The sequence below is a fragment of the Cupriavidus sp. GW823-FHT06D04 genome (assembly GCF_058795055.1).
Map to the genome: position 1 here is coordinate 1 of NZ_JBXAHL010000048.1, position 23,463 is coordinate 23,463.

The window sequence follows — 23,463 nt, forward strand, 5'->3', positions numbered from 1 at the left end:
TATGGCGAGGCGCTGGCCGCGACTGCCATCGGCTATGCCGAGCTTGGCGGCATCGTTTCCACCTTTATCGCGCCGACACTGATGGGCTGGGTCATTGACCTGACGCACTCGTTCACGATGGCGTTCGTGGCTTTCTTCGGCGTCGAGGTGATAGTGCTGGCTGCCTTGCTGGTGCTGGCAGGCGACCGGCGCACCGCGGCGGCACCGGCGGTGGCGCACTGACAGCCCGGGCAACGACCAAGAGATCGCATCATGTTCGATTCCCACAATCGACGCATCAACCTGCAGAACGAAGCTGACTTCAACCTGCGCCAGCGGCATCCCGATGCGCTCGACCAGATGGCCGGCTGGCAGCGCCACTCGGCCTTGGCCCGAGCTGCGCTGGCCCATGAGCCTGACGTGGCGTTCGGCGCGGCCCCGGATGAGCGGATGGATATCTTTTCCGCGGCCCGGTCCGGCGCGCCCGCGGTGATGTTTATCCATGGCGGCTACTGGCAGGCGGGGGACAAGCGCGATGTCTCGTTCGTTGCCTCGGCACTAGTTCGCGCGGGCATCACCGTCGTGGTCAACAACTACACGCTGGCGCCGGCTGCGACGCTGGACCGCATGGTCGAGCAGACGGCCAGGGCCCTGCACTGGCTGCACCGCCATGCCGGGCGCTACGGCATCGACCCGGACCGCCTGCATGTGATGGGGCATTCGGCAGGTGGCCACCTGGCGGCAATGATGTTGACGGCGCATGGCAGCACGGCCGGCGCAGGAAAGGGGGGCGGCGCGCCGGTACGCAGCGCCATTGCGATCAGCGGCCTCTTCGACCTGGCGCCGCTGGTCGACACCAGCGTCAACGACGTTCTCGGTCTCGATGCGGCCAGCGCCGGCCGCCTGAGCCCGGTGCGGCTTGACCGCGACAGTGATGCGCCGCTTTACACGCTGGTCGGCGCGGACGAAACGGAAGGCTTCAAGGCACAGGCGCGCCGGATTGCTGCGTACTGGCAAGGTGTCCACGCGCTGGCGCCGGTCGCCGGCCGCCATCACTATGACGTACTGAATATTTTCCGCGATGAAGGTAATCCGTGGCTGGCGGCGGTGGCCGGGGTGATCCGGGAAGATGCGCCTCTGGAAGCTTTCGCGATGCCTGGTGGTTGAGGCGCGCCGAAACCTTTTTGTAATAACCACCTCCAGAATGGGTCGGGCAGTCCGTTGCGGGTCCTGGCGATCGCGGCGACCTGACAGAGCCGCAGACGTCCACAAGAGAAGAGAGAGAAGGGAAGACAATGAAGCACCAACGCAGGATCCTGGCCGCCGTGGCGGCCGCCGGCAGCCTCGCCTCCGGCGCCGCGCAGGCCCAGAGCGCCGTGCAACTCTATGGCACGATTGACGCCTTTGCCGGCTCCGTGCGTGCCAGTGGCGATGCCCACAGCACCGCGGTCGTCGACAGTTCCGGCCTGACCACCTCCTACTGGGGCATTGGCGGGCAGGAAGCGCTCGGCAACGGCCTGAACGCCGAGTTCACGCTGGAGAGCTTTTTCCGTACGGACAATGGCAAGGTCGGCCGCTTCGACGGCGACGTCATGTTCGGGCGCAATGCCTATGTTGGCCTGAACGGAGGTTTTGGCGCGATCAAGCTCGGCCGCAACACCACGCCGTGGTTCGTGTCGATGTTGCTGTTCAACCCGCTGGCGGATTCGGCCGTGTTCTCGCCGATGTTCCTGCATGCCTACACCACGCCGCCTGGGTCGCCGGTCGGCAACGCGGTCGCAGGTGACACCGCCTGGGACAACTCCGTGCTGTACCAGAGCCCCGGTTTCGGCGGGCTGCGCTTCAATGCGATCTACTCGACCGGCGAGAGCGCCGGCCACCAGGGCAAGCAGAACTACGGCGGCAATGCCACCTACTTCAACGGCAACTTTGGCGCCACGCTGGCGGTGCAGCGCGTGGGGGTCAATGCGCCGGAATTCGCGGCCAGCGGCGCCAGCTACCAGATGGCCTACCTGGCGGGCATGTCCTACGACTTCAAGGTGGTCAAGCTGTTCGGCCAGTACGCGCAGTCGGACAACAGCTTCAGCGCACTGAGCCGCCAGCGCATCCGCACCATGCAGGTGGGCGCGAGCGCGCCGCTGGGACCGGGCTCGCTGATGACAACGTGGGTGCGTACCTGGCAGGGCGGCAACGAGACGCTGGGCTCGGCCCGCCGCGACACCACCACGCTGGCCTACGACTACCCGTTCTCCAAGCGCACTGACCTTTACGCCGCCTGGCGCTATGACAAGGTGACCGACCTGAACCCGGGCAACACCTTCGGGCTGGGCCTGCGCCACAAGTTCTAGCAGGAGCCCGGCGCCTCCCTTCGAGGCGCCGATCAGATTTTCTTCGTCGCCCCAAAAAAAATATTTCCACAATCATATGTTTATGCCTAAACTATGTGGAACGACAACGAGCGCGTGGCGACGATCGCGCGAAACAGGTTCCCTGGCGGCTTCTCCGGTTCACCATCCGCCACCCATCAGGAGACAGACAATGACCCCAGCTGGCACCGCTCAGCCCTGGCGCCCCGCTTCTCGCGCGACCTATACCGTACTTTTCGTATGCTTTCTTGCGATTCTTTTTGAAGGCTATGACGTCGGCGTCATGGGAGCGGTACTGCCCACACTCGCCGACGACCGCAACTGGAACCTGACGCCGCTGGAACTCGGTGCCCTCAGCAGCTATGCCCTGGTCGGCATGTTCTTTGGCGCCTTCCTGATCGGCACGCTGAGCGAGATGATCGGCCGCCGCCGCATGCTGCTGCTCTGCGTTTCCCTGTTCTCGCTGACCATGCTGGGCGCGTCCTATGCGCCAACGCCCGCCATCTTCGGCGTCCTGCGATTCATCGGCGGGCTCGGCCTCGGTGGCGTCATTCCCGTCGCCGCCGCCCTGACCATCGAGTACTCGCCTCCGCACCGCCGCAGCTTCAACTATGGGCTGATGTACTCGGGGTATTCCGTGGGCATCCTTTGCGCCGCGCTCATTGCGATGTGGCTGTTGCCCAGCCTTGGCTGGCGTGGCGTGATTGGCCTGGGTGCCGTGCCCATGGTGCTGATACCGCTGATGGCGTGGCTGCTGCCCGAGTCGCTGGAGTACCTGGTGGGGCAAGGGCGAATCGATGAAGCGCAGGCATTGGCCGATCGCACTGGCCATGGCCGACTGCCGTCACAAGCCGGGCCCGCCAACAGCGCCGCCCGCGCCACCTGGCGCGACGTGATGTCGAGCATGTTCGCCCGCAAGCAGCTGCGCGCGACGGCGTGCTTCTGGATCGCACTGTACTTCGGCTTGTTGCTGGTCTACGGCCTCAATACGTGGCTGCCGACCATCATGCGCAAGAATGGCTACGACCTCGGCTCCAGCCTTTCCTTCCTGGTTATCTTCAGCCTTGCTTCCGCGGTAGGCGGCCTCTTCCTGGGCAGCGCGGCCGACAGGATAGGCGCACGTGGCACCGTCGCGGTTTTCTACCTGATCGGCGCTCTCGCCATCGGCGCGCTGATGTTCCGCAACTCCGTTGCCGTCAACTACCTGCTGGTCGCACTGGCAGGCGTGGGCAGCGTCTCGGCATCGCTGATCCTTACGGGCCATCTGGCCGGTTACTACCCGGCACACGCACGGGCCGCGGCAACAGGATGGGCCCTGAGCTTCGCGCGCTTCGGCGCCATGAGCGGCCCGCTCGTTGGCGGCTACGTGGCCGGCTCAGGCCTGGGTTTCGGCTGGAACTTCATCACGTTCTCGATTGCCGGCCTTGCCGCTGCGCTGGCTGTGGCGCTGCTGCCATCGGCACGGCAACCAGTCGTCGTGGCCCGCGCCGGCCAGCAAAGCAACGCATAGATCGCCTGAGGAGGGACTTCGGCTTCCACGGAAGCCGTCCCGGTGACCTCGAGCTCCGTGCATATATATGATTATGGAAATGTTTCTGCTTAAACTATATTCGTCTCACCCCAACGTGAGCGTCAGGAAGAAAAGCCATGGCTGAGCGTTCGTTTGCCGAAGAAGTCAAGAAATTGCGCCTGGGTTCCGGCGAGGTATTCAGCGGCGAGGGCATCCTCGCGGTCACCAAGGCGCTGCTGGAATCCGGCGTCGCCTACGTGGCCGGCTACCAGGGCTCGCCGATCTCGCATCTGATGGACGTGCTGGCCGATGCGCAGGACATCCTGGCCGAGCATGGCATCCGCTTCGAGAACAGCGCGAGCGAAGCCACGGCGGCTGCATCGCTGGCGGCCTCGGTCAACTACCCGCTGCGCGGCGCGGTAACGTTCAAGGCCACCGTGGGCACCAACGTGGCATCGGACGCGCTGGCCAACCTGGCTTCGGGCGGTGTCACCGGCGGCGCGCTGATCATCGTCGGCGAAGACTACGGCGAAGGTTCCTCGATCATGCAGGAGCGCAGCCACGCGTTTGCGATGAAGTCGCAGATGTGGCTGCTCGATCCGCGCCCCAACCTGCCGTGCATCGTGCAGGCGGTGAAGGACGGCTTCGACTTGTCAGAAGCCTCGAATACACCGGTGATGCTGCAGCTGCGCGTGCGCTCGTGCCACGTACATGGCCAGTTCGTCGCTTCCGACAACCGCCGCTCGAAGTTCTCCATCCAGGACGCGCTCGAGAACCCCACGCGCGACCTCAGCCGTATCGTGCTGCCCCCGGCGAGCTTCGTGCACGAGCACGAGAAGATCAAGCAGCGCTGGCCCGCCGCCGTGAAGTTCATCGAGGAACGCCAGCTCAATGAACTCTTCCAGGGCGAGATGGACGACATCGGCATCGCCGTGCAGGGCGGCAGCTACAACACGCTGATCCGCGCACTGGAGCAGCTCGGCCTGGCCGATGTGTTCGGCGAGTCGAAGATCCCGCTGTACGTGATGAACGTGGCCTACCCGCTGATCGATTCGGAGTGGGAACGCTTCTGCGCGGGCAAGCGCGCGGTGCTGGTGCTGGAAGAAGGCCAGCCCAACTTTATCGAGCAGAACGCCGCCAACATCCTGCGCATGGCCGGTGCCACCGCGGCGCTGCATGGCAAGGACCTGCTGCCGCTGGCTGGCGAGTACAACACTGCGACCGTGCTCAAGGGGCTGCGCGCCTTCCTGGAGCAGTACGGCAAGATCGAACCTCTGCCGGAACCTAAGCCTGCACGTAAGGTGATCCCCCTGGTGCAGGCGCCCGCCGCCACCGTCGACGCCGTGGCAGCCGAAGTGCTGGAACCGCAGAAGCTGGTCGACGAGAGCGTGCATGCGCGCCCGCCCGGCTTCTGCACCGGCTGCCCGGAGCGCCCGATCTTTACCGCGATGAAGCTGGTCGAGCGCGAGATCGGCGAGCACCACGTGAGCGCCGACATCGGTTGCCATTTGTTCTCCATCCTGCCGCCGTTCAACCTGGGCAACACCACCATGGGCTACGGCCTGGGCAGCGCCAGCGCCGCGGCGCTCAACGCGCCCGGCGGCAAGCGCGCCATCTCCGTCATGGGCGACGGCGGCTTCTGGCACAACGGCCTGACCAGCGGCATCGCCAATGCAGTCTTCAACAAGAGCGACAACCTGACCATCGTGGTCGACAACAGCTACACGTCCGCCACCGGCGGGCAGGACATCCTGTCCTCGACCGCGCTGAACGACACGCGCAGCACCGGCCACGCCATCGAGGACGCAGTCAAGGGCGTGGGTGTCAAGTGGGTGCGCACCATCCGCCGCACCTACGACCTGAAGGCGATGAAGGCTACGCTCAAGGAAGCGCTAACCACTGGCGCCAAAGGCCCGAAGGTTCTGATCGCGCAAAGCGAATGCATGCTGAACAAGCAGCGCCGCGAGAAGCCGAAGACGCGCAAGGCGATCGCCGACGGCCAGCGCGTGGTACGGGAGCGCTTTGGCGTGGATTCCGACACCTGCACCGGCGATCACTCGTGCATCCGGCTGTCGGGCTGCCCTTCGCTGACGATCAAGCCCAACCCGGACCCGCTGCGCACCGATCCGGTCGCCTCCGTGCTGGACAGCTGCGTGGGCTGTGGCCTGTGCGGCGAGGTCTCGCACGCGGCGGTGCTGTGCCCGTCCTTTTACCGTGCGCAGATCGTCACCAACCCGACCCGCATCGACAAGCTGCGCCAGCGCCTGCGCGACGGCGTGATCGGCTTCCTGCAGCGCCGCGATGCCGCGCGCCGCACCCGCCTTGCATTCTGAACACCAAGCTTCGAGAGGTTCAATCGTGAACGCACCCAACAACCTCAGCGCCAAGCCGATCAAGGTCGCCATCCTCGCCATGGGCGGCGAAGGCGGCGGCGTGCTCGCCGACTGGATCGTGGATCTGGGCGAGCACAACGGCTACATCGCGCAAACCACGTCGGTGCCCGGCGTGGCGCAGCGCACCGGCGCCACCATCTACTACGTCGAGCTGTTCCCGCGCGACCTGGCCGAGCAGGCCGGCCGTCAGCCGGTGCTGGCGCTGATGCCCACCCCTGGCGATGTCGATGTGGTACTCGCCTCGGAACTGATGGAAGCCGGCCGCGCCGTGCAGCGCGGACTGGTGACGCCGGAGCGCACCACGCTGGTGTCTTCCACCCACCGCGTGTACTCCATCGCGGAGAAATCCGCGATGGGCGATGGCCGCGTCGACAGCAACGAGCTGATCGCCCATGCCGGCAAGGCTGCCAAACGCTTTGTACGCTTCGACATGGCGCAGGCGGCCGAAGCCAGCGGCAGCGTCATCAGCGCCGTGCTGTTCGGCGCGCTGGCGGGCACCGGCGTGCTGCCGTTCAGCCGCGCGCAGTTCGAAGCCACGATCGAGCGCGGCGGCGTGGGCGTGAAGCCCAGCCTGCGCGCTTTTGGCGCGGCGTTCGCCATCGCCGAGGCCGCCGAGACGCCCGCCGCGGAAGCCGCAAAGCCGCTGGGCGAACTCAAGCCGCAGGATCCCAGGGTCGCGCAGTTGCTGCAGCGCGCCCGCGCCGAACAACCGGCCGAGAACTGGCCCGTCGTGGTCGAAGGCGTGCGCCGCATGATCGACTACCAGGACGTAGCCTACGCCGGCCTGTACCTGGATCGGCTGGCTGCCGTGCGGCGGGCCGTCGGCAACGGCGATATCGCGCTGCTGCGCGAAACCGCGCGTCACCTGGCGCTGTGGATGTCGTACGAGGACACCATTCGCGTGGCCGACCTCAAGACCCGCGACTCGCGCTTCGCGCGCGTGCGGGGCGAGGTGCGCGCCGGCGACAAGCAGCTGCTGGCGATCAACGAATTCATGCACCCGCGCCTGGAAGAAATCTGCGAGACGCTCCCGGCCGGACTCGGCCGCTGGCTGATGCAGCCGCATTTCGTGCACCGCCTGGTGCGCCGCTTCACCACCTCGGGCCGCGTGGTCACCACCAGCTCGCTGCGGGGCTACCTGATGCTGTGGGCGGTGTCGCGCCTGCGCGGCATCCGCCGCAGCACGCTGCGCTATGCGCTGGAAACCGAGCGTATCGAAGGCTGGCTGGCCCAGGTGCTGGCCGCCGCGCGCCTCAACCCTGCGCTGGCGCTGGAAGTGGTGCAGTGCCAGCGGCTGGTGAAGGGTTACAGCGACACCCATGTGCGCGGCCTGACCAACTACCAGACCCTGATGAACGCCGTGATGCGCGCGGGTGCCCGCCTGGCCCCGGCCACGCTGCGCGAGCTGCGCGAAGCCGCGCTTGCCGACGAGCACGGCAAGAAGCTGAAGGAAGCCCTCGCCCGCCACGCGCTGGCGTGATCACTCGCAAACCCAGGAACCGCAGACCATGAGCACTACGCATACCTTCCGGCGCCAGCACAAGATCCATTTCTCGGAATGCGACCCGGCCGGCATCGTCTTCTACCCGCAGTACTTCGTGCTGTTCAACGACCTGATCGAACGCTGGGTCGACACCCTGTTGCCGGACGGCTACCACGGCGTGATCGGCGCGCGCCGGCTGGGCATGCCGACCGTGCACCTGGAGGTGGACTTCAAGGCGATCAGCCGCTTTGGCGACCAGGTCTGGCTGGAGCTGGAAGTGGTGCGCCTGGGGGGCAAGTCGATCACGCTGGCCTGGCGCTGCACCGGCGCAGACGGCGAGCTGCGCATGGCGGCCACGCAGACCATCGTGATGACCTCGCTGGACACGCACCTGGCGATCCTGGTGCCCGATGACCTGCGGGCCGCAATCGAACACGGCACTGCGCCCTCAGGCCGGCCTATTCCCGAAACCACCGTCTGAATGCCGACGTACCCGCTGCGGGGGGTGCCGCAGGCTCCGGTAGTAACCAAATTGGAACAGCCATGAACATTGTATGTATCGGCGGTGGCCCCGCCGGCCTGTATTTCGGCCTGTTGATGAAGCTCCAGGATCCCGCCAATAAAGTCGTGGTGGTCGAGCGCAACCGTCCCTATGACACCTTCGGCTGGGGCGTGGTGTTCTCCGACGCCACCATGGACAACCTGCGCGAGGCCGACCCGGTCTCGGCCGAGACCATCGGCGATGCGTTCAACCGCTGGGACGATGTCGAAGTCCACTTCAAGGGCCGCGCGGTGCGCAGCGGCGGCCACGGCTTCATCGGCATCGGCCGCAAGAAGCTGCTGAACATCCTGCAGGCGCGCTGCGAGGAAGTCGGTGTGGAACTGGTATTCGAGAACTACGTCGAGGACGACCAGGCCATTGCGCGCAAGTACAACGCCGACCTGGTGCTGGCTTCCGACGGCCTCAACAGCGTGGTGCGCAAGCGCTATGCCGACACCTTCCGCCCCGACATCGACACGCGCAACTGCCGCTTTGTCTGGCTGGGCACGAAGAAGGTGTTCGACGCCTTCAACTTCATCTTCGTGCCGACCGAGCATGGCTGGTTCCAGGCACACGCCTATCGCTTCGAGGACGGCACCTCGACCTTTATCGTCGAGACCCCGGAAGAAACCTGGAAGGCCGCCGGCATCGACCAGATGAGCCAGGAAGAAGGCATCGCCTACTGCGAGAAGCTGTTCGCCCCGTACCTGGACGGCAACCCGCTGATCAGCAACGCCGGCCACCTGCGCGGCTCGGCGATCTGGATCCAGTTCCCGCGCGTGATCTGCGAGAAGTGGGTGCACTGGAACAACCTGGCCGACGACAGCGGCCTGGAGAAGAAGGTGCCCGTGGTGCTGATGGGCGACGCCGCCCACACCGCGCACTTCTCGATCGGCTCCGGCACCAAGCTGGCGCTGGAAGATGCTATCGAGCTGGCGCGCACCCTGCGCAACACCGAAGGCCCGCTGGAAGATGCACTGAAGCACTACGAAGCCGTGCGCTCGGTGGAAGTGCTCAAGATCCAGAACGCCGCGCGCAACTCGACCGAATGGTTCGAGAACGTCAGGCGCTATGAAGACCTGGAGCCCGAGCAGTTCGCCTACTCGCTGCTGACCCGCTCGCAGCGCATTTCGCACGAGAACCTGCGCGTGCGTGACAAGGCCTGGCTGGAAGGCTACGAGTCATGGCTGGCCGGACGCGCCGGCACGGATGCCACCGCCGTGCCCCCGATGCTGACGCCGTACACCGTGCGCGGCGTGGAACTGAAGAACCGCGTGGTGGTGTCGCCCACCGCCATGTACTCGTGCCAGATGGGCGTGCCGGGCAATTTCCACATGGTGCACCTGGGCAGCCGCGCACTGGGCGGTGCCGGCCTGGTGATGGTTGAAATGACGGCGGTGTCGCCGGACGGCCGCATCACTGAGGGTTGCCCGGGCCTGTGGAATGACGAGCAGGCGGCGGCATTCGCCGGCATCGTCGGCTTCGTGCATGAGCACACCAGCGCGCGCATTGGCGTGCAGATCGGCCACGCCGGCCGCCGCGGCTCGACCCAGCTGGGCTGGGAGCAGATGGACCACCCGCTGGCCGAGGGCAACTGGCCGCTGATCTCTGCCTCCGCGCTGCCTTACCTGCCGGGCGTTTCGCAGACGCCGCGCGCCATGACCCGCGCAGACATGGACCGCGTGCGCGATGACTTCGTTGCCGCCACCCGGCGAGCCGCCGCCGCGGGCTTTGACTGGCTGGAGCTGCAGGCCGGCCACGGCTACCTGCTGTCGAACTTCCTCTCGCCTGTGACCAACCAGCGCAGCGACGAATACGGCGGCTCGCTGGAAAACCGCATGGCCTTCCCGCTGGAAGTGCTGCGCGCGGTGCGCGCGGTCTGGCCGCAGGACAAGCCGGTGTCGGTGCGCATCTCCGCCACTGACTGGGTCGAAGGCGGCAACAGCGCCGACGACGCGGTGGCCATGGCGCGCCTGTTCAAGGAGGCCGGCGCCGACATGATCGACTGCTCTTCCGGCGAAGTCACGCCGGCGCAGAAGCCGGTCTACGGCCGCATGTTCCAGACCCCGTTCGCCGACCGCGTGCGCAACGAGGCAGGGGTGCCGACCATCGCCGTAGGCGCGATCACCGAAGCCGACCACGTCAACGGAATCATCGCCTCGGGCCGCGCCGACCTGTGCGCGCTGTCGCGCCCGTACCTGGCCGATCCGGCCTGGCTGCTGCGCGAGAGCGCGCAACTGGGCTACCGCCGCGTGGAATGGCCCAAGCAGTACCTGTTCGCCAAGGATCAGCTGGAGCGCAGCATCAAGCGCGCGGCGGCCTGACGATGGCTCGCCCCTCTCTCGTCCACGGGAGAGGGAGAAACCAGACCAAAGAGGAAGACGATGTCGAATACCTCCTATGACACCTACCGCGAGAACGTAGCCGGCCGCGCCGACGTGGAAGACACGCCCGAGCTGGTCGCCTACTACAAGGAGCTCGATGCGCTCAAGACCGGCGCGCTCTGGACCGTGGCCAACAAGATCGAGCCGTGGCAGCCGAAGTCAGAATCGGTGCCGGTGCTGTGGCGCTACCGCGACCTGCGTGATCACGTGCTGCGCTCGGTCGACCTGGTAACGCCGGAGAAGGCCGGCCGCCGCGTGATCTACCTGAACAACCCGGGCCGCCAGGACGTTTCGGCAGCAGTGGGCTGGCTCTATTCGGGCCTGCAGGTGATGCATCCCGGCGAAGCCGCCTCGGCACACGCGCACTCGTCGTCGGCGCTGCGCTTCATCATGGAAGGCAGCGGCGCCTACACCATCGTCGACGGCCACAAGATGACGCTGAACGCCAACGACTTCGTGCTCACGCCCAACGGGACCTGGCATGAGCATGGCGTGGCGGCCGAAGGCACCACCTGCATCTGGCAGGACGGCCTGGACATTCCGCTGGTCAACGCCATGGAGGCCGGTTTCTACGCCGTGCACCCGGACCTGCAGCAAGCTGTGACTCACCCGGTCGACGACATGCCGGCGATCTGGGGCGGCAAGGGCCTGCGCCCGCACGAAGGCAACTGGACCAAGCCGTATTCGCCGCTCTACAAGTACGAATGGGCGCCGACCTACGAGGCGCTGGTACGCCACAGCAAGGTCACCGACGGCAGCCCGTTCGACGGCGTGCTGATGCACTACGTCAATCCGGTCACCGGCGGCCCGGTGATGCCGACCATCGGCGCCAGCATGCAGTTGCTGCGTCCTGGCGAAGCCACCCAGGCCCACCGCCACACCGGCAGCTTCATCTACCAGGTAGCCAAGGGCAGTGGCTACTCGGTCATCAACGGCCAGCGCTTCGACTGGACCGAGCGCGACATCTTCTGCGTGCCGTCGTGGGCCTTCCATGAGCACGCGAACGCGTCGGCCAGCGATGACGCCGTGCTGTTCTGCTTCAACGACCTGCCGGTGATGCATTCGCTGGGCCTGTACCGCGAGCAAGCGCTGGCAGAGAACGGTGGGCATCAGGTGGTCCTTTGAACCTCAGCAGTACCCATTTTCCAAATTGTGCAGCCGCACCGCTTGCGGCCTTTTCCGGAGTTATCAAACCATGCGTCTCGTAACCTATCGCGCTGAAGTCGCTGCCGCCGCCCGCCTGGGCGCCATCGTCGACGGCAATGTCGTTGACCTCGCCCGTTTCGGCGCCGCCGTCGGCGTGAGCATTCCCTCCACCATGCTCGAGTTCATCGACCTGGGCCCCGAGGCAGTCCGCTCGACCAGCGCGCTGCTGAACGAATATCGCGGCAGGCTCCCGTTCGGCGTGGCCGTGCCGGCTTCCAACGTCAAGCTGCTGGCGCCGATCCCGCGCCCGCGCAAGAACATCTGGGGCATCGGCCTGAACTACGTCGAGCACGTCGCCGAATCCAGCCGCAGCCTGGACACCTCGAAAGAGCTGCCGAAAGAGCCGGTGATCTTCTCCAAGCCGCCCACCACCGTGATCGGCCCAGGCGATGCCATCGAGCACAACAAGGAAATCACCCAGCAGATGGACTGGGAAGTCGAGCTCGCCGTCATCATCGGCACGCGCGGCAAGGGCGTGAAGGAAGCCGATGCGCTCAACTACGTGTTCGGTTACAGCGTGATGATCGACATCTCGGCGCGCGACTGCCGCCGCGCCGGCCAGTGGATCTACTCCAAGGGCCAGGACACCTATGCCCCGTTCGGCCCGGTCATCGTCACCGCCGACGAGATCCCCGACCCGCACACGCTGGACCTGTCGCTGACCGTCAACGGCGTGACCAAGCAAAGCTCCAATACGCGCCACATGCTGTTCAAGGTGCCGGCGCTGATCGCGGACATCAGCAAGGGCATGGCGCTGGAACCCGGCGACATCATCGCCACCGGCACGCCGGACGGCGTGGGCGCGGGCCGCACCCCGCAGGAGTGGCTGTGGCCGGGCGACACCGTGGTGGCCACGGTGGAAGGCATCGGCGAACTGCGCCACCCGGTGGTGGCTGTCTAAACCCCGTCATCCCCGCGCCAGCGGGGATGACCGCTGCAAGCGAGGCACACATATGCTCAACCTGCCCAAGTTCAAGGCCGCGGCCGTACAGGCTGCTCCCGTCTTCCTCGATGCCGACGCCACGGTCGACAAGGTCTGCCGGCTGATCAGGGAAGCCGCCGACAACGGCGCGAAGCTGGTCGCCTTTCCGGAAGTGTTCGTGGCCGGCTACCCCTACTGGAGCTGGCTGACCAACCCGGTCGACGCCAGCCCCTGGTTCGAGAAGCTGGTCAAGGCTTCCATCGAGATCCCCGGCCCGGAGATCCGCAAGATCGCGCAAGCGGCGCAGGCCAACCACATCAACGTGATCGTTGGCGTGAACGAGCGCAGCCGCACCGGCATCGGCACCCTCTTCAACACGCTGGTGACCATCAGCGACGAAGGCCGCATCCTGGGCCGCCACCGCAAGCTGGTGCCCACCTGGGCCGAGAAGCTGACCTGGGCCAATGGCGACGCCTCGGCGCTGCGCGTGCACCAGACCAGCGTCGGCCCGCTCGGCTCGCTGGCCTGCGGCGAGAACACCAACACGCTGGCGCGCTTCTCGCTGCTGTCGCAGGGCGAGCTGATGCACGTGGCCAGCTACATCGCGCTGCCGGTGGCGCCGGCCGACTACGACATGGCCGAGGCCATCAAGGTGCGCGCCGCCGCCCACTGCTTCGAGGGCAAGGTGTTCACCGCGGTCTCGTGCTCGACCGTATCGGAGGAAATCATCGAGGCCATGAGCCCGCTGAACCCCAAGGCACGCGAACTGCTGTCGCGCCGCAACAGCGCCTTCTCCGGCTTCCTGGGGCCAGATGGCCGCGTGATCGGTGAGCCGCTGATCGACACGGAAGGCATCGTCTACGCCGACATCGACCTGTCGCGCTGCATCCAGCCGCGCCAGATGCACGACATCACCGGCCACTACAACCGCTTCGACATCTTCGACCTGCGTGTCGACCGCCGGCCGCTGCAGCCCGCCCAGTTCCTGGACGGCGCCAGCCAGGCCTTCGACCTCGACGCCGAGGAAGCGGAACTCAACGCATTCGACCTTTCCGAGAGCAAGTAAATGTCTTTTCTGCTGACGCCCCAGAAGCCGCTGCGCATCGGGCAGATCGTACCGTCCTCCAATACCACCATGGAGACGGAAATCCCCGCCATGTTGCGCGAGCGCGAAAAGGACTTCGCCGAGCGCTTCACCTTCCACTCCAGCCGCATGCGCATGAAGAAGGTGGTAAAGGAAGAGCTGGAAGCCATGGACCGCGACAGCGACCGCTGCGCCATCGAACTGTCCGACGCGCGTGTCGACGTGCTGGGCTACGCCTGCCTGGTGGCCATCATGAGCATGGGCAAGGGCTATCACCGCGTCTCCGAGGCGCGCCTGACCCAGCGCACCGTCGACAACGGCAACCCCGCGCCGGTGGTGACCAGCGCCGGCGCACTGGTGGACGGCCTGCACGCCATGGGCGCGAAGCGTGTCTCAGTGGTGTGCCCGTACATGAAGCCGCTGACGAAGATGGTGGTCGACTACATCGAGAGCGAAGGCATCGAGGTCAAGGACTACACCGCGCTGGAGATCCCCGACAACCTGCAGGTCGCCGCGCAGGATCCGGCCAACCTGCTGGAGATCTACAAGCGCATCGACACCAGCGGTGTCGACGCCATCGTGCTGTCGGCCTGCGTGCAGATGCAGTCGCTGCCGTCGATCCAGAAGGTGCAGGACGAGTCGGGCATCCCGACGGTGTCGGCGGCAGTGGCCACCACCTGGCAGATGCTGCGCAAGCTGAACCTGCGCGCCGAGGTCGCCGGCTGCGGTGAGCTGCTGAGCGGCAAGTACTGAGCGCCATTCCACGCTTTCGTCGTCCCTGCTCCCGCGGGGACGACGCTTCGCACATGCACATGGACGACATTCACTTCTACGAGCCCACGCGCGGTCACGGGCTGCGGCACGATCCGCTGGCCGCCATTGTCGGCCCGCGCCCGATCGGCTGGATTTCGACGGTGGACAAGGGCGGGCGCGCCAACCTGGCGCCTTACGCCTTCTTCAACGTCTTCAACTACACACCGCCCGTGGTGGCCTTCTCCAGCGTCGGCTACAAGGACACCGTGCGCAACGTCGAGGACATTGGCGAGTTCGTCTGGAACCTGGTGACGCGCCCGCTGGCCGAGCGCATGAACATGACCAGCGCCGGCGTCGCGCCCGAGGTCGACGAATTCGGCCTGGCGGGCCTGACGCCGGTGCCGTCGCGCCTGGTGTCGGCGCCTCGCGTGCAGGAGAGCCCGGTATCGTTCGAGTGCCGCGCGACCAGGGTCATGCAGCTGAACCAGGCCGACGGCGCCATGCTCGATACCTGGATGGTGCTGGGCGAGGTAGTCGGCGTGCATATCGACCGTGCCTTCCTGCCGGACGGGGTCTATGACACAGCCGCCGCACGCCCCATCCTGCGCGGTGGCGGCCCGGCCGACTACTACGAGGTCAGCAGGTCAACGCTGTTCCAGATGCGCCGGCCGGCCTGAGGCGCGAAGCTGGGCTCAGTTCTGCCCTCAGTTGGCAGGGCGGTGCAGGTGGATCAGCAGCTTCAGCGTGGCGCGCAGCTCGTCGGCCTTCTTCTTGCCGAGCGGCGCCAGCACGTGGTCCTCGTGGGCCCGGGCCTGTGCGATCAGGGTGGAGGTCAGCTTCTGCCCGCGCGGCGTGATGCGCACCAGCGTGATGCGCCGGTCGGTCTCGTGCGGGATGCGCTTGACGTAGCCCTGCGCCTCCATGCGGTCGAGCAGGCGCGTCACGGTGGGCTGCTTGGTCACCGAGATCTGCGCCAGTTCCCCGATGCTGATTGGCTTGCCGCCGGACAGCGTGGACAGGACGCGCCAGTCAGAGATGGTGAAACCATTGGCCTGCACGATCACGTGGAATTCGCCCGAAATCAGCTGGCTGGCCTGGGCCAGCAGGGCCGGGGTGTAGTTGTCGACGAAATCGTCGTCGGCGGTGTCGATGGGCTGGTTCATGCGTTCCGGTAGACGGGAAGCGGCCTCGTCGGCCGCGCGACGGGCAGAACATACCACGGCGGGAGCGTTCGTCCACGGCAAGGCGATTGAAAATGACAGGTGGTTGGCGGCCGCAGGCGTGATCACGCTGGGCCAGTTGGCCGACCGCGTTAACGGCCTCGGCGATGGCTGGACCCGGGCCATCCTCGGCCTTCAGCGCCGGCAAGGCCCGAGCGATCGAGGCGTTCCTCGCGGCGCACGCCACTACGCTGACCCTCTACGTTGGTGGGCACACCGCCGTGCCGGCGACCGCGCTGATGCCGCTTGACAAGCTGTTCGTGCCGCCGGCCTTGGACGGGCAAGATGGCTTCGTCCAGCCCATGGCCGCCTGGATGACATCGTGTAGCCGACTCAGTGTAATGTGCTCCGGAATGACCACGCGTCACCAAACCGGCGGACTCAAGCCGCGCAGCGCAATTCGGAGCTGAAGCACGGCGATCGCCGGCTGAAGATCGGATGACATGCGCGCATTCTATGTGCTCACTCGCCTCTTGGAAGTGGTACGGTCGTTTTCCCCCAATTTGGCGCGGACTCCCATGCTGATCGACGGCACGCCACAGCAGGTAGGGAGAGGTGGCGCCGTTTGTTCGGACAGGGATCCGGAGCTTTTAAGTGGAAGCGCTGGGGCAGTCAGGCTGCCGATTTGAGCGCTGGCAGCGTTGCGAAGTATGCCTCATCCGGGGTCTGGTCCGCCAGACTAGAATGGGGCCGTCGTTGGTTAATGGGATGGACGCCCCCACCCGTCACAGCATCGGCACGTTCTCGGCCGTGTGCGCGAACTCATCGAAGACGCCAGCAATGAGCTGCCAGGCAGCTTCCGGCTGTTGATCGAGCGCCTGCTCGATCACCTCAAGGAACTCGATACCCAGGTCGGCGAGCTCGAGGCCCAGATCAAGGCATCGCACCGCAACAGCGAAGCAAGTCGCAAGCTTGTGAAGATCCCCGGCATCGGCCCGATTACAGCGAGCGCGCTCGTGGCTACGGTCGGGGACGCCAAGAACTCTAAGAACGGCCGGCAACTCGCGGCCTGGATGGGCCTCGTACCCGCCCAGTCGTCCAGCGGAGGCAAGACGACCCTACTCGGCATCAGCGTGGCGACACCTATCTGAGAACCTTGCTCATCCACGGGGCACGATCCGCAGTGACGGCGTTTCGGAGCAAGCCGGATCAGCACAGCAATCCATGGCTGCAGAAGCTCCTGGAGCGACGGAACCTCAACGTCGCTGCCGTCGCTCTGGCGAACAAGAACGCACGAATCGTCTGGGCGCTGCTTGCATGCGACCGGGAGTACGAATCAGGCTTCTCGCCAGCAACGGCCGGCACAGCCGCTTAGCGACGGCAGACCAATACGCATCCAACCAACTTGACCCCGGAGAACTTCCACACCCCCCAAAGATTGCTCAGGCAACACGCAGATTGATGGCAGGACAGGTCAAACCGTGACCGGCAGAGCCCGACTGGTACAACGAACTCCGAGTTCACTTGGTTGATGGGGCGTCGGTCAGCGGATTCCATCAGGGATCGCGGGCATGAGCCCGAACGAAATCCGGATACATGGCTGCAATCTACCTTTTAGCCATCGACCTCGCGCAGCGCTTGGCAAACCGGGGGCGTCCATACAGCCGCTGGCTCTTGCTGAGCCTGGATCGCTTGCCGACCGATCAACAATCGGGCACGTGCTGCTGCGCGACCCCAACCTGCCCGAAGCGATGCTGCCGCAAGACTGGCCCGGCCGCACCGCGCGCGGCTTGTGCCACACCCTGTATGGGGCGCTGCTCGACGTAAGCGAAGCCTACCTGCGGCGCGTGGTGGAAGTGGCGGACGGTTCGCTGCTGGATGCCAACCGGAGCCTGCGCCTGCGCTTTGGGGCCGGCGCGCAGGCGGCCGACGGCAATTAGCCGGGCAGCGGGGTAATCCCGGCTGCGAAACTGCGCAATATGGCTTGCGCCGGGTTTCGCGCAGAATGAACTCGCCAGCTTCAGGAAGTTGCGTAGACGGCTGGTCATGACCCTCACGTGTGCCTTCCGCGTCCGTCCGCCCAGGCGCCCGATTTCGCATTCTTTGCAGAATCCGGATAACGGCAAGAAGGCACCCGCGCCGATACTCACTCCAACGTTCATGACTCAGCCCGCAGCCTTCCGATGCCAGCCATTTTCCGCCCTCTTTCCTTCCGTCCTCCGAAGCTCTGCGCCATCAGTCTTGCCCTGGTACTGGGCCTGGGATTCGTCGGCGCCGCAGGACTTTGGTCCGCCCCCGCGCATGCGCACGGCGCAGCCGCACATATGGTTCCGCTCAGGAAAACCCTGGAGGATTTTGGCGCTACGGTTCGCTGGGACGCGTTCTCAGGTGTCTACACCATCACTCGCAACAGCACGCTGGTGCGAGTCAAGCCAGGCTCGCAGACAGCCCTGGTCAACGGGCAACCCCTGAAGCTGGACGCTCCAGTTGTGACGCGAGGCGGCAAGGACTACGTCTCGGAGCAGTTTATCAACCGGGTGTTTCAGTCCAGCCTGGACAAGACCTTCGTGGTCGAGCGCACACCCAGCCCACTGAATCCCCTGACGGCCGACGAGATCAAGGCCACCGTCGAAATTCTCAAGGCAGCCGGTCGCTACCAGCCAGGCTTTCGGTTCACCGAGATCAGCGTGAAGACGCCACCCAAGGACCAGGTGTGGACCTTCACCCTGACCGGACAGCCGGTGAAAACGCCACGCCAGGCCGAGTTCGTGATCCTGGACGGGCAGCATGTCATCGAGGGCACGGTGGATCTGGCTGCGCGCAGCGTCACCCGCTGGAAGCCAATCGAGGGCGTGCACGGCATGGTGCTGGTCGACGATTTCGCGACCGTGCAGGCGGCCATCGAGTCCAGTCCCGAATTTGCCCAGGTGCTGGCCAAGCGAGGCATCCACGACGTCAAGAAGGTAGTCGGCACGCCGCTGACGGTGGGCTACTTCGACGGCAAGGACGGATTGAGGGAGGATGGCCGGCTCCTCAAGGTGGTGAGCTATCTCGATGTCGGCGACGGCAACCACTGGGCACATCCGATCGAGAACCTTGTGGCTGTGGTCGACCTGCAAAAAAAGCAGGTAATCAAGATCGAGGACCAGGGCGTGGTGCCCGTGCCGTTGAAGCCGACGCCCTATAACGGCAGCGACCGCACCGTTACCCCGCCCCCAAAGCCCCTCGAGATCACCGAGCCCGAAGGGAAGAACTACACCATCACCGGCAACACGCTGCACTGGCGCAACTGGGATTTCCATCTGCGGCTGGATTCGCGCGTCGGCCTGGTGCTGTCGACGGTCACCTACAACGACAAGGGCACTAAGCGCAAGGTCATGTACGAAGGCTCGCTGGGTGGGATGATCGTGCCCTACGGCGACCCGGACACTGGCTGGTACTTCAAGGCCTACCTGGACTCGGGTGAGTACGGCATGGGCACCCTGACCTCGCCGATCCAACCGGGCAAGGACGCCCCCGAGAACGCCGTGCTGCTGGACGCGACGCTGGCTGACTACACTGGCGCACCTGCGAGGATACCCTACGCGATTGCCGTGTTCGAGCGCTATGCCGGCCCCGAGTTCAAGCACCAGGAAATGGGCAAGCCGAACCTGAGCACGGAGCGTCGTGAGTTGGTGGTGCGCTGGATCAGCACCGTGGGCAACTACGACTACATCTTCGACTGGGTCTTCGCCGAGAACGGCACCATCGGCATCAACGCGGGAGCCACCGGCATCGAGGCCGTCAAGGGCGTGAAGTCACGCACCATGCAGGATGCGACTGCGGCCGAAGACACTCGCTACGGCACGCTGATTGACCACAATATCGTCGGCACGACACACCAGCACATCTACAACTTCCGGCTCGACCTGGACGTCGATGGCGAAGCCAACGCGCTCACCGAGATCGCCAATGTCGTGGCTCCCAACACGCGGGGCGGTCCGCGCACCAGCACCATGCAGACGGTGCAACACACGGCGGCGACCGAACAGCAGGCTGCCCAACAGTTCGACCCGTCAAACATTCGTCTGCTGAGCAATCCCGGCAAGACCAACAAGGTTGGCAACCCGGTGTCATATCAGTTGATCCCGTACGCTGGCGGCACGCATCCGATTGCGAAGGGCGCCAACTTCGGCAAGGATGAGTGGATCAGGCACCGCTTGAGCTTCATGGACAAGCAGCTATGGGTCACGCGCCACAACGCGGACGAAAGGTTCCCGGAGGGTAAGTACCCGAACCGGTCGAACAAGGACACCGGCCTGGGAGAGTTCATCCGCGACGACCAGTCCATTGTGAACACCGATAACGTGGTCTGGCTGACCACAGGCACCACCCACGTCGCACGTGCGGAGGAGTGGCCGATCATGCCCACCGAGTGGGTGCATGCGCTGCTCAAGCCCTGGAATTTCTTCGATGAAACGCCAACGCTGGGCCTGAACGAAGCAACAGCGCCTGGCAAGTAACCCTTCCCGACGTCCTCATCCACATCGCTACAGGAACTAACATGCACGGCTCGACGAAACCGGAATCCGCCGGCACCGACATGCATCGCCGCACCTTTCTCAAGCTGGGCGCCGTGACAATGGCAGCGCCCGCGAGCGCCTTCGCTCACTCGGCGGCCGCCCCCATTCCGGCGCCGAAGCCGACCGGGGAGATCACCGGCTGGACCGCGATTCAACTGTCCCAGGCCATCCAGTCGCGCAGCGTCTCCTGTGTCGAGGTAATGACGGCCTACCTTTCACAGATCGACAGGCTGAATCCGAAGGTAAACGCGATCGTCTCGCTGCAGGCGCGTGAGGGCCTGCTGGGGCAGGCGGCCGAGCGCGACGCACAGTTGGCGCGAGGCGAACGCATGGGTTGGATGCACGGCTTTCCCCAGGCGCCAAAGGACTTGGCCAACACCGCGGGAATCGTGACCACACAGGGCTCGCCGATCCTCAGGAACTACGTGCCCAAAACTGACGCGATCGTCGTCGAGCGTCAGCGCCGCAGTGGCTCCATCTTCATCGGCAAGACCAACACGCCCGAGTTCGGGCTGGGCTCGCATACGTACAACACCGTCTTCGGCACCACCGGAAACGCCTTCGACCCAGGCAAGAGCGCCGGCGGCAGCAGCGGTGGCGCTGCGGTGTCCCTGGCGCTGAACATGCTGCCGGTGGCTGACGGAAGCGACATGATGGGCTCGTTGCGCAACCCGGCCGGTTGGAACAACGTCTTCGGCTTTCGTCCGTCCTGGGGCCGCGTGCCCTATGGCCCGACGTCCGAGGTCTTCTACCAGCAATTGGGCTATGAAGGCCCGATGGCGCGCACGGTGGCCGACCTGGCGATGCTGCTGTCGGTGCAGGCGGGATACGACGCTCGCACGCCGTTGTCCCTGGACCAGGACCCGGCTCAATTCACTCGGCCGCTGCAGCGCGATTTCAAGGGCACGCGCATCGGCTGGATGGGCGACTTCAACGGGTACCTGCCCACCGAGCCCGGCGTGATGGCGCTTTGCAAGGATGCTCTGCGGCACTTCACCACGCTGGGCTGCTCCGTGGATGAGGTGCAGCCCGAGTTCGCTCCCGACCGCCTCTGGCGCACCTGGCTCACCTTGCGGGGCTTTCTCATGGCCGGCATCGCAGGCCCGCTCTACGCCAACGAAAAGACGCGGGCGCAGCTCAAGCCTGAAGCGGTGTGGGAAATCGAGAACGGCATGAAGCTGACCAGCGCCGACGTCTGGCGCGCGAGCGTCGACCGCTCCGCGTGGTACCAGGCGCTCAACACCCTGTTCCAGAAGTACGACTACCTCGTGTTGCCGTCGGCGCAAGTGTTCCCATTCGACGCCAGGATCGACTGGCCCAAGTCGATTGCCGGCAAGACCATGGACACCTATCACCGCTGGATGGAGGTGGTGATCGGCGGCACGCTGGCCAGCGTGCCGGTGATCAGCGTCCCGGCAGGGTTCAGCCCTTCCGGGCTGCCGATGGGCCTGCAGATCCTTGGACCCGCGCAGAAGGATTTCGCCGTGTTGCAACTCGCGCATGCCTGGGAACAGGCGACCGGCTACACGAAACGCAAATCACCGCTTCTTGGCTGAGGACGACAGTCCTTGGCGCATCGATCCATCCACTCACATCACCGGCCCGTTCTTTGAGCCGGACGCGGGACTCTACGAGCTACAGGAGCACAGCTATGAAGACATTTCAGAACATCGTGAACGGAACTGGCGTCACATCCGCGCACAGCTTCGAGTCGATGAATCCGGCCACGGGCGAGGTGTTGGGCCTCGTGCCCAAGTCCACCCCGGAGCAGGTGGCCCAGGCCGTGGCAGCGGCCAAGGCGGCGCAGCCCGGATGGGCGGCTCGCCCTGACGCAGAACGCAAGGCGCTCACGATGCGAGTCGCCGAAGTCATCAAGATCAACGCCGAGTACCTGGCCGAATGGGTCACGCGCGAGCAGGGAAAACCACTCGGCGGCGTGGGCCCCGACCAGGTGCCCGGCGCCCGTTTCGAGGTGTGGGGCTGCGAGGTGTGGTCGCAGGTTCCCGCGAGCCTGGACCTGCCCGTGGAAGTGGCCTTCGAAGACGCCACGCGCCTCGATGAAGTCCACCGCAAGCCGTTCGGGGTAGTGGCAGCGATCGCGCCTTGGAACTGGCCGCTTTTGATTGCAGTCTGGCAGATGATCCCCGCGATCCGCGCCGGCAACACGGTGGTGATCAAGCCTTCGGAATACACCAGCATCGGCACGCTTGAGATGGTGCGCTTGATCGCCGAGGTGCTGCCACCGGGCGTCATCAACACCGTCAGCGGAACCGGCGCAGTCGGCGCGCTTCTGGTGGACAACCCGGACGTCGACAAGATCATGTTCACCGGCTCCGGCGCGACCGGTGCGCACATCGCCGCTGCTGCAGCGCGCAACCTCACGCCCACCACCATGGAACTGGGCGGCAACGATGCGGCCATCGTGCTGCCCGACGCAGACCCCAAGGCCATTGCCATGGGCCTGTTCTGGGGCACCTTCCTCAACATGGGACAGACCTGCGCCTGCGCCAAGCGGCTGTACGTTCACGACAGCCTGCACGACGCTGTGGTCGGTGAACTGAAGTCATTGGCGGAAACCATGCCAATGGGTAACGGCATGGACGAAGGCATCGCGATGGGACCGATTCAGAACCGCATGCAATACGACAAGGTCGCGTCGCTGGTCGAGCAGGCACGAGAGGCGGGCGCCACCATCGTCTGCGGCGGCAAGCCGCGAGGCGGACCGGGCTACTTCTATCCGGTAACCCTGGTCACCGACATCGCCGACGGCGCGAGCCTGGTGGACCAGGAGCAGTTCGGTCCTGTGCTGCCGATCATCCGCTACACCGACGTCGAGGCGGCCATTGCAAGCGCCAACCGGCTCGACGCGGGGCTCGGAGCGTCTGTCTGGTCCACCGATCTCGAGCAGGCCAAAGCGGTCGCGAGCCGCATCCAGGCGGGCACCGTCTGGATCAACCAGCATGGCGCCATCCATCCGATGGTGCCGTTCGGCGGGGTGAAAGGTTCGGGCTGGGGCGTCGAATTCGGGGTCGATGGACTGAAAGCGGTGACGCAGCCGCAGGTCATCAGCATCAAGAAGTAGCCGATGGCGCGGCACCCGACCCTGGGGCGCCGCGGCTT

The 23,463-nt window shown here is 65.5% G+C and carries 18 protein-coding genes and 2 pseudogenes; 18 read left to right on the plus strand and 2 right to left on the minus strand.

Features of this window, described 5'->3' with window-relative positions:
* The 13 genes and pseudogenes from AC1Q7H_RS35060 to AC1Q7H_RS35120 all read left to right on the plus strand — a co-directional run.
* Positions 1–222: pseudogene (locus AC1Q7H_RS35060) on the plus strand (MFS transporter); the annotation flags it as partial.
* Positions 223–252: 30 nt separating this feature from the next.
* On the plus strand, positions 253–1,146 hold the full coding sequence (locus tag AC1Q7H_RS35065) for an alpha/beta hydrolase (protein WP_492382283.1): 894 nt from the start codon (positions 253–255) through the stop codon (positions 1,144–1,146).
* 128 nt (positions 1,147–1,274) lie between these two features.
* A complete protein-coding gene (locus AC1Q7H_RS35070; protein ID WP_492316596.1) occupies positions 1,275–2,327 on the plus strand; it encodes a porin in 1,053 nt (350 codons plus the stop codon).
* A gap of 190 nt (positions 2,328–2,517) precedes the next feature.
* On the plus strand, positions 2,518–3,855 hold the full coding sequence (locus AC1Q7H_RS35075; protein WP_492316597.1) for an MFS transporter: 1,338 nt from the start codon (positions 2,518–2,520) through the stop codon (positions 3,853–3,855).
* 137 nt (positions 3,856–3,992) lie between these two features.
* A complete protein-coding gene (locus AC1Q7H_RS35080) occupies positions 3,993–6,188 on the plus strand; it encodes a thiamine pyrophosphate-dependent enzyme (protein ID WP_114133232.1) in 2,196 nt (731 codons plus the stop codon).
* Positions 6,189–6,267: 79 nt separating this feature from the next.
* Positions 6,268–7,728, plus strand: a complete 1,461-nt coding sequence (locus tag AC1Q7H_RS35085) for an indolepyruvate oxidoreductase subunit beta family protein (protein ID WP_234942767.1) — start codon at positions 6,268–6,270, stop codon at positions 7,726–7,728.
* Between the two features lie 28 nt (positions 7,729–7,756).
* Entirely contained in the window at positions 7,757–8,212 is a 456-nt protein-coding gene (locus tag AC1Q7H_RS35090) for an acyl-CoA thioesterase (RefSeq protein ID WP_114133230.1), read from the plus strand.
* A gap of 62 nt (positions 8,213–8,274) precedes the next feature.
* A complete protein-coding gene (locus AC1Q7H_RS35095) occupies positions 8,275–10,596 on the plus strand; it encodes a bifunctional salicylyl-CoA 5-hydroxylase/oxidoreductase (protein WP_492316598.1) in 2,322 nt (773 codons plus the stop codon).
* A 60-nt stretch (positions 10,597–10,656) separates the two neighbouring features.
* The gene (locus AC1Q7H_RS35100) at positions 10,657–11,781 is read left to right on the plus strand and encodes a cupin domain-containing protein (protein WP_114133228.1); all 1,125 of its coding nucleotides are present in this window, start codon (positions 10,657–10,659) and stop codon (positions 11,779–11,781) included.
* A gap of 70 nt (positions 11,782–11,851) precedes the next feature.
* Entirely contained in the window at positions 11,852–12,763 is a 912-nt protein-coding gene (locus AC1Q7H_RS35105) for a fumarylacetoacetate hydrolase family protein (RefSeq protein WP_114133227.1), read from the plus strand.
* A 52-nt stretch (positions 12,764–12,815) separates the two neighbouring features.
* Positions 12,816–13,850 carry a carbon-nitrogen hydrolase family protein gene (locus AC1Q7H_RS35110; RefSeq protein ID WP_492316599.1) on the plus strand — a complete coding sequence of 345 codons (1,035 nt, stop codon included), beginning with the start codon at positions 12,816–12,818 and terminating at the stop codon, positions 13,848–13,850.
* Positions 13,851–14,621 carry a maleate cis-trans isomerase family protein gene (locus AC1Q7H_RS35115; protein ID WP_492316600.1) on the plus strand — a complete coding sequence of 257 codons (771 nt, stop codon included), beginning with the start codon at positions 13,851–13,853 and terminating at the stop codon, positions 14,619–14,621. It begins immediately after the preceding gene.
* Between the two features lie 53 nt (positions 14,622–14,674).
* Positions 14,675–15,298 carry a flavin reductase family protein gene (locus tag AC1Q7H_RS35120; RefSeq protein WP_492316601.1) on the plus strand — a complete coding sequence of 208 codons (624 nt, stop codon included), beginning with the start codon at positions 14,675–14,677 and terminating at the stop codon, positions 15,296–15,298.
* A gap of 27 nt (positions 15,299–15,325) precedes the next feature.
* On the opposite strand, the gene AC1Q7H_RS35125 is transcribed toward AC1Q7H_RS35120, so the two are convergent.
* Both AC1Q7H_RS35125 and AC1Q7H_RS35130 read right to left on the minus strand, forming a co-directional pair.
* On the minus strand, positions 15,326–15,784 hold the full coding sequence (locus AC1Q7H_RS35125; protein WP_284494955.1) for a MarR family winged helix-turn-helix transcriptional regulator: 459 nt from the start codon (positions 15,782–15,784) through the stop codon (positions 15,326–15,328).
* Between the two features lie 256 nt (positions 15,785–16,040).
* On the minus strand, positions 16,041–16,202 hold the full coding sequence (locus AC1Q7H_RS35130) for a hypothetical protein (protein WP_492316602.1): 162 nt from the start codon (positions 16,200–16,202) through the stop codon (positions 16,041–16,043).
* Positions 16,203–16,563: 361 nt separating this feature from the next.
* Here AC1Q7H_RS35130 and AC1Q7H_RS35135 point away from each other — a divergent pair.
* The 5 genes and pseudogenes from AC1Q7H_RS35135 to AC1Q7H_RS35155 all read left to right on the plus strand — a co-directional run.
* Positions 16,564–17,156: pseudogene (locus tag AC1Q7H_RS35135) on the plus strand (IS110 family RNA-guided transposase); the annotation flags it as partial.
* A 343-nt stretch (positions 17,157–17,499) separates the two neighbouring features.
* Positions 17,500–17,721 carry a PaaX family transcriptional regulator C-terminal domain-containing protein gene (locus tag AC1Q7H_RS35140; RefSeq protein ID WP_492316603.1) on the plus strand — a complete coding sequence of 74 codons (222 nt, stop codon included), beginning with the start codon at positions 17,500–17,502 and terminating at the stop codon, positions 17,719–17,721.
* A 243-nt stretch (positions 17,722–17,964) separates the two neighbouring features.
* Positions 17,965–20,283, plus strand: coding sequence for a primary-amine oxidase (tynA, locus tag AC1Q7H_RS35145; protein ID WP_492316604.1), 2,319 nt, complete (start codon positions 17,965–17,967; stop codon positions 20,281–20,283).
* Positions 20,284–20,402: 119 nt separating this feature from the next.
* Complete coding sequence (locus AC1Q7H_RS35150) at positions 20,403–21,899, plus strand: amidase (RefSeq protein ID WP_492316624.1); 1,497 nt, start codon at positions 20,403–20,405, stop codon at positions 21,897–21,899.
* Between the two features lie 95 nt (positions 21,900–21,994).
* The gene (locus AC1Q7H_RS35155; RefSeq protein ID WP_492316605.1) at positions 21,995–23,425 is read left to right on the plus strand and encodes an aldehyde dehydrogenase family protein; all 1,431 of its coding nucleotides are present in this window, start codon (positions 21,995–21,997) and stop codon (positions 23,423–23,425) included.
* Positions 23,426–23,463 lie beyond the last annotated feature (38 nt).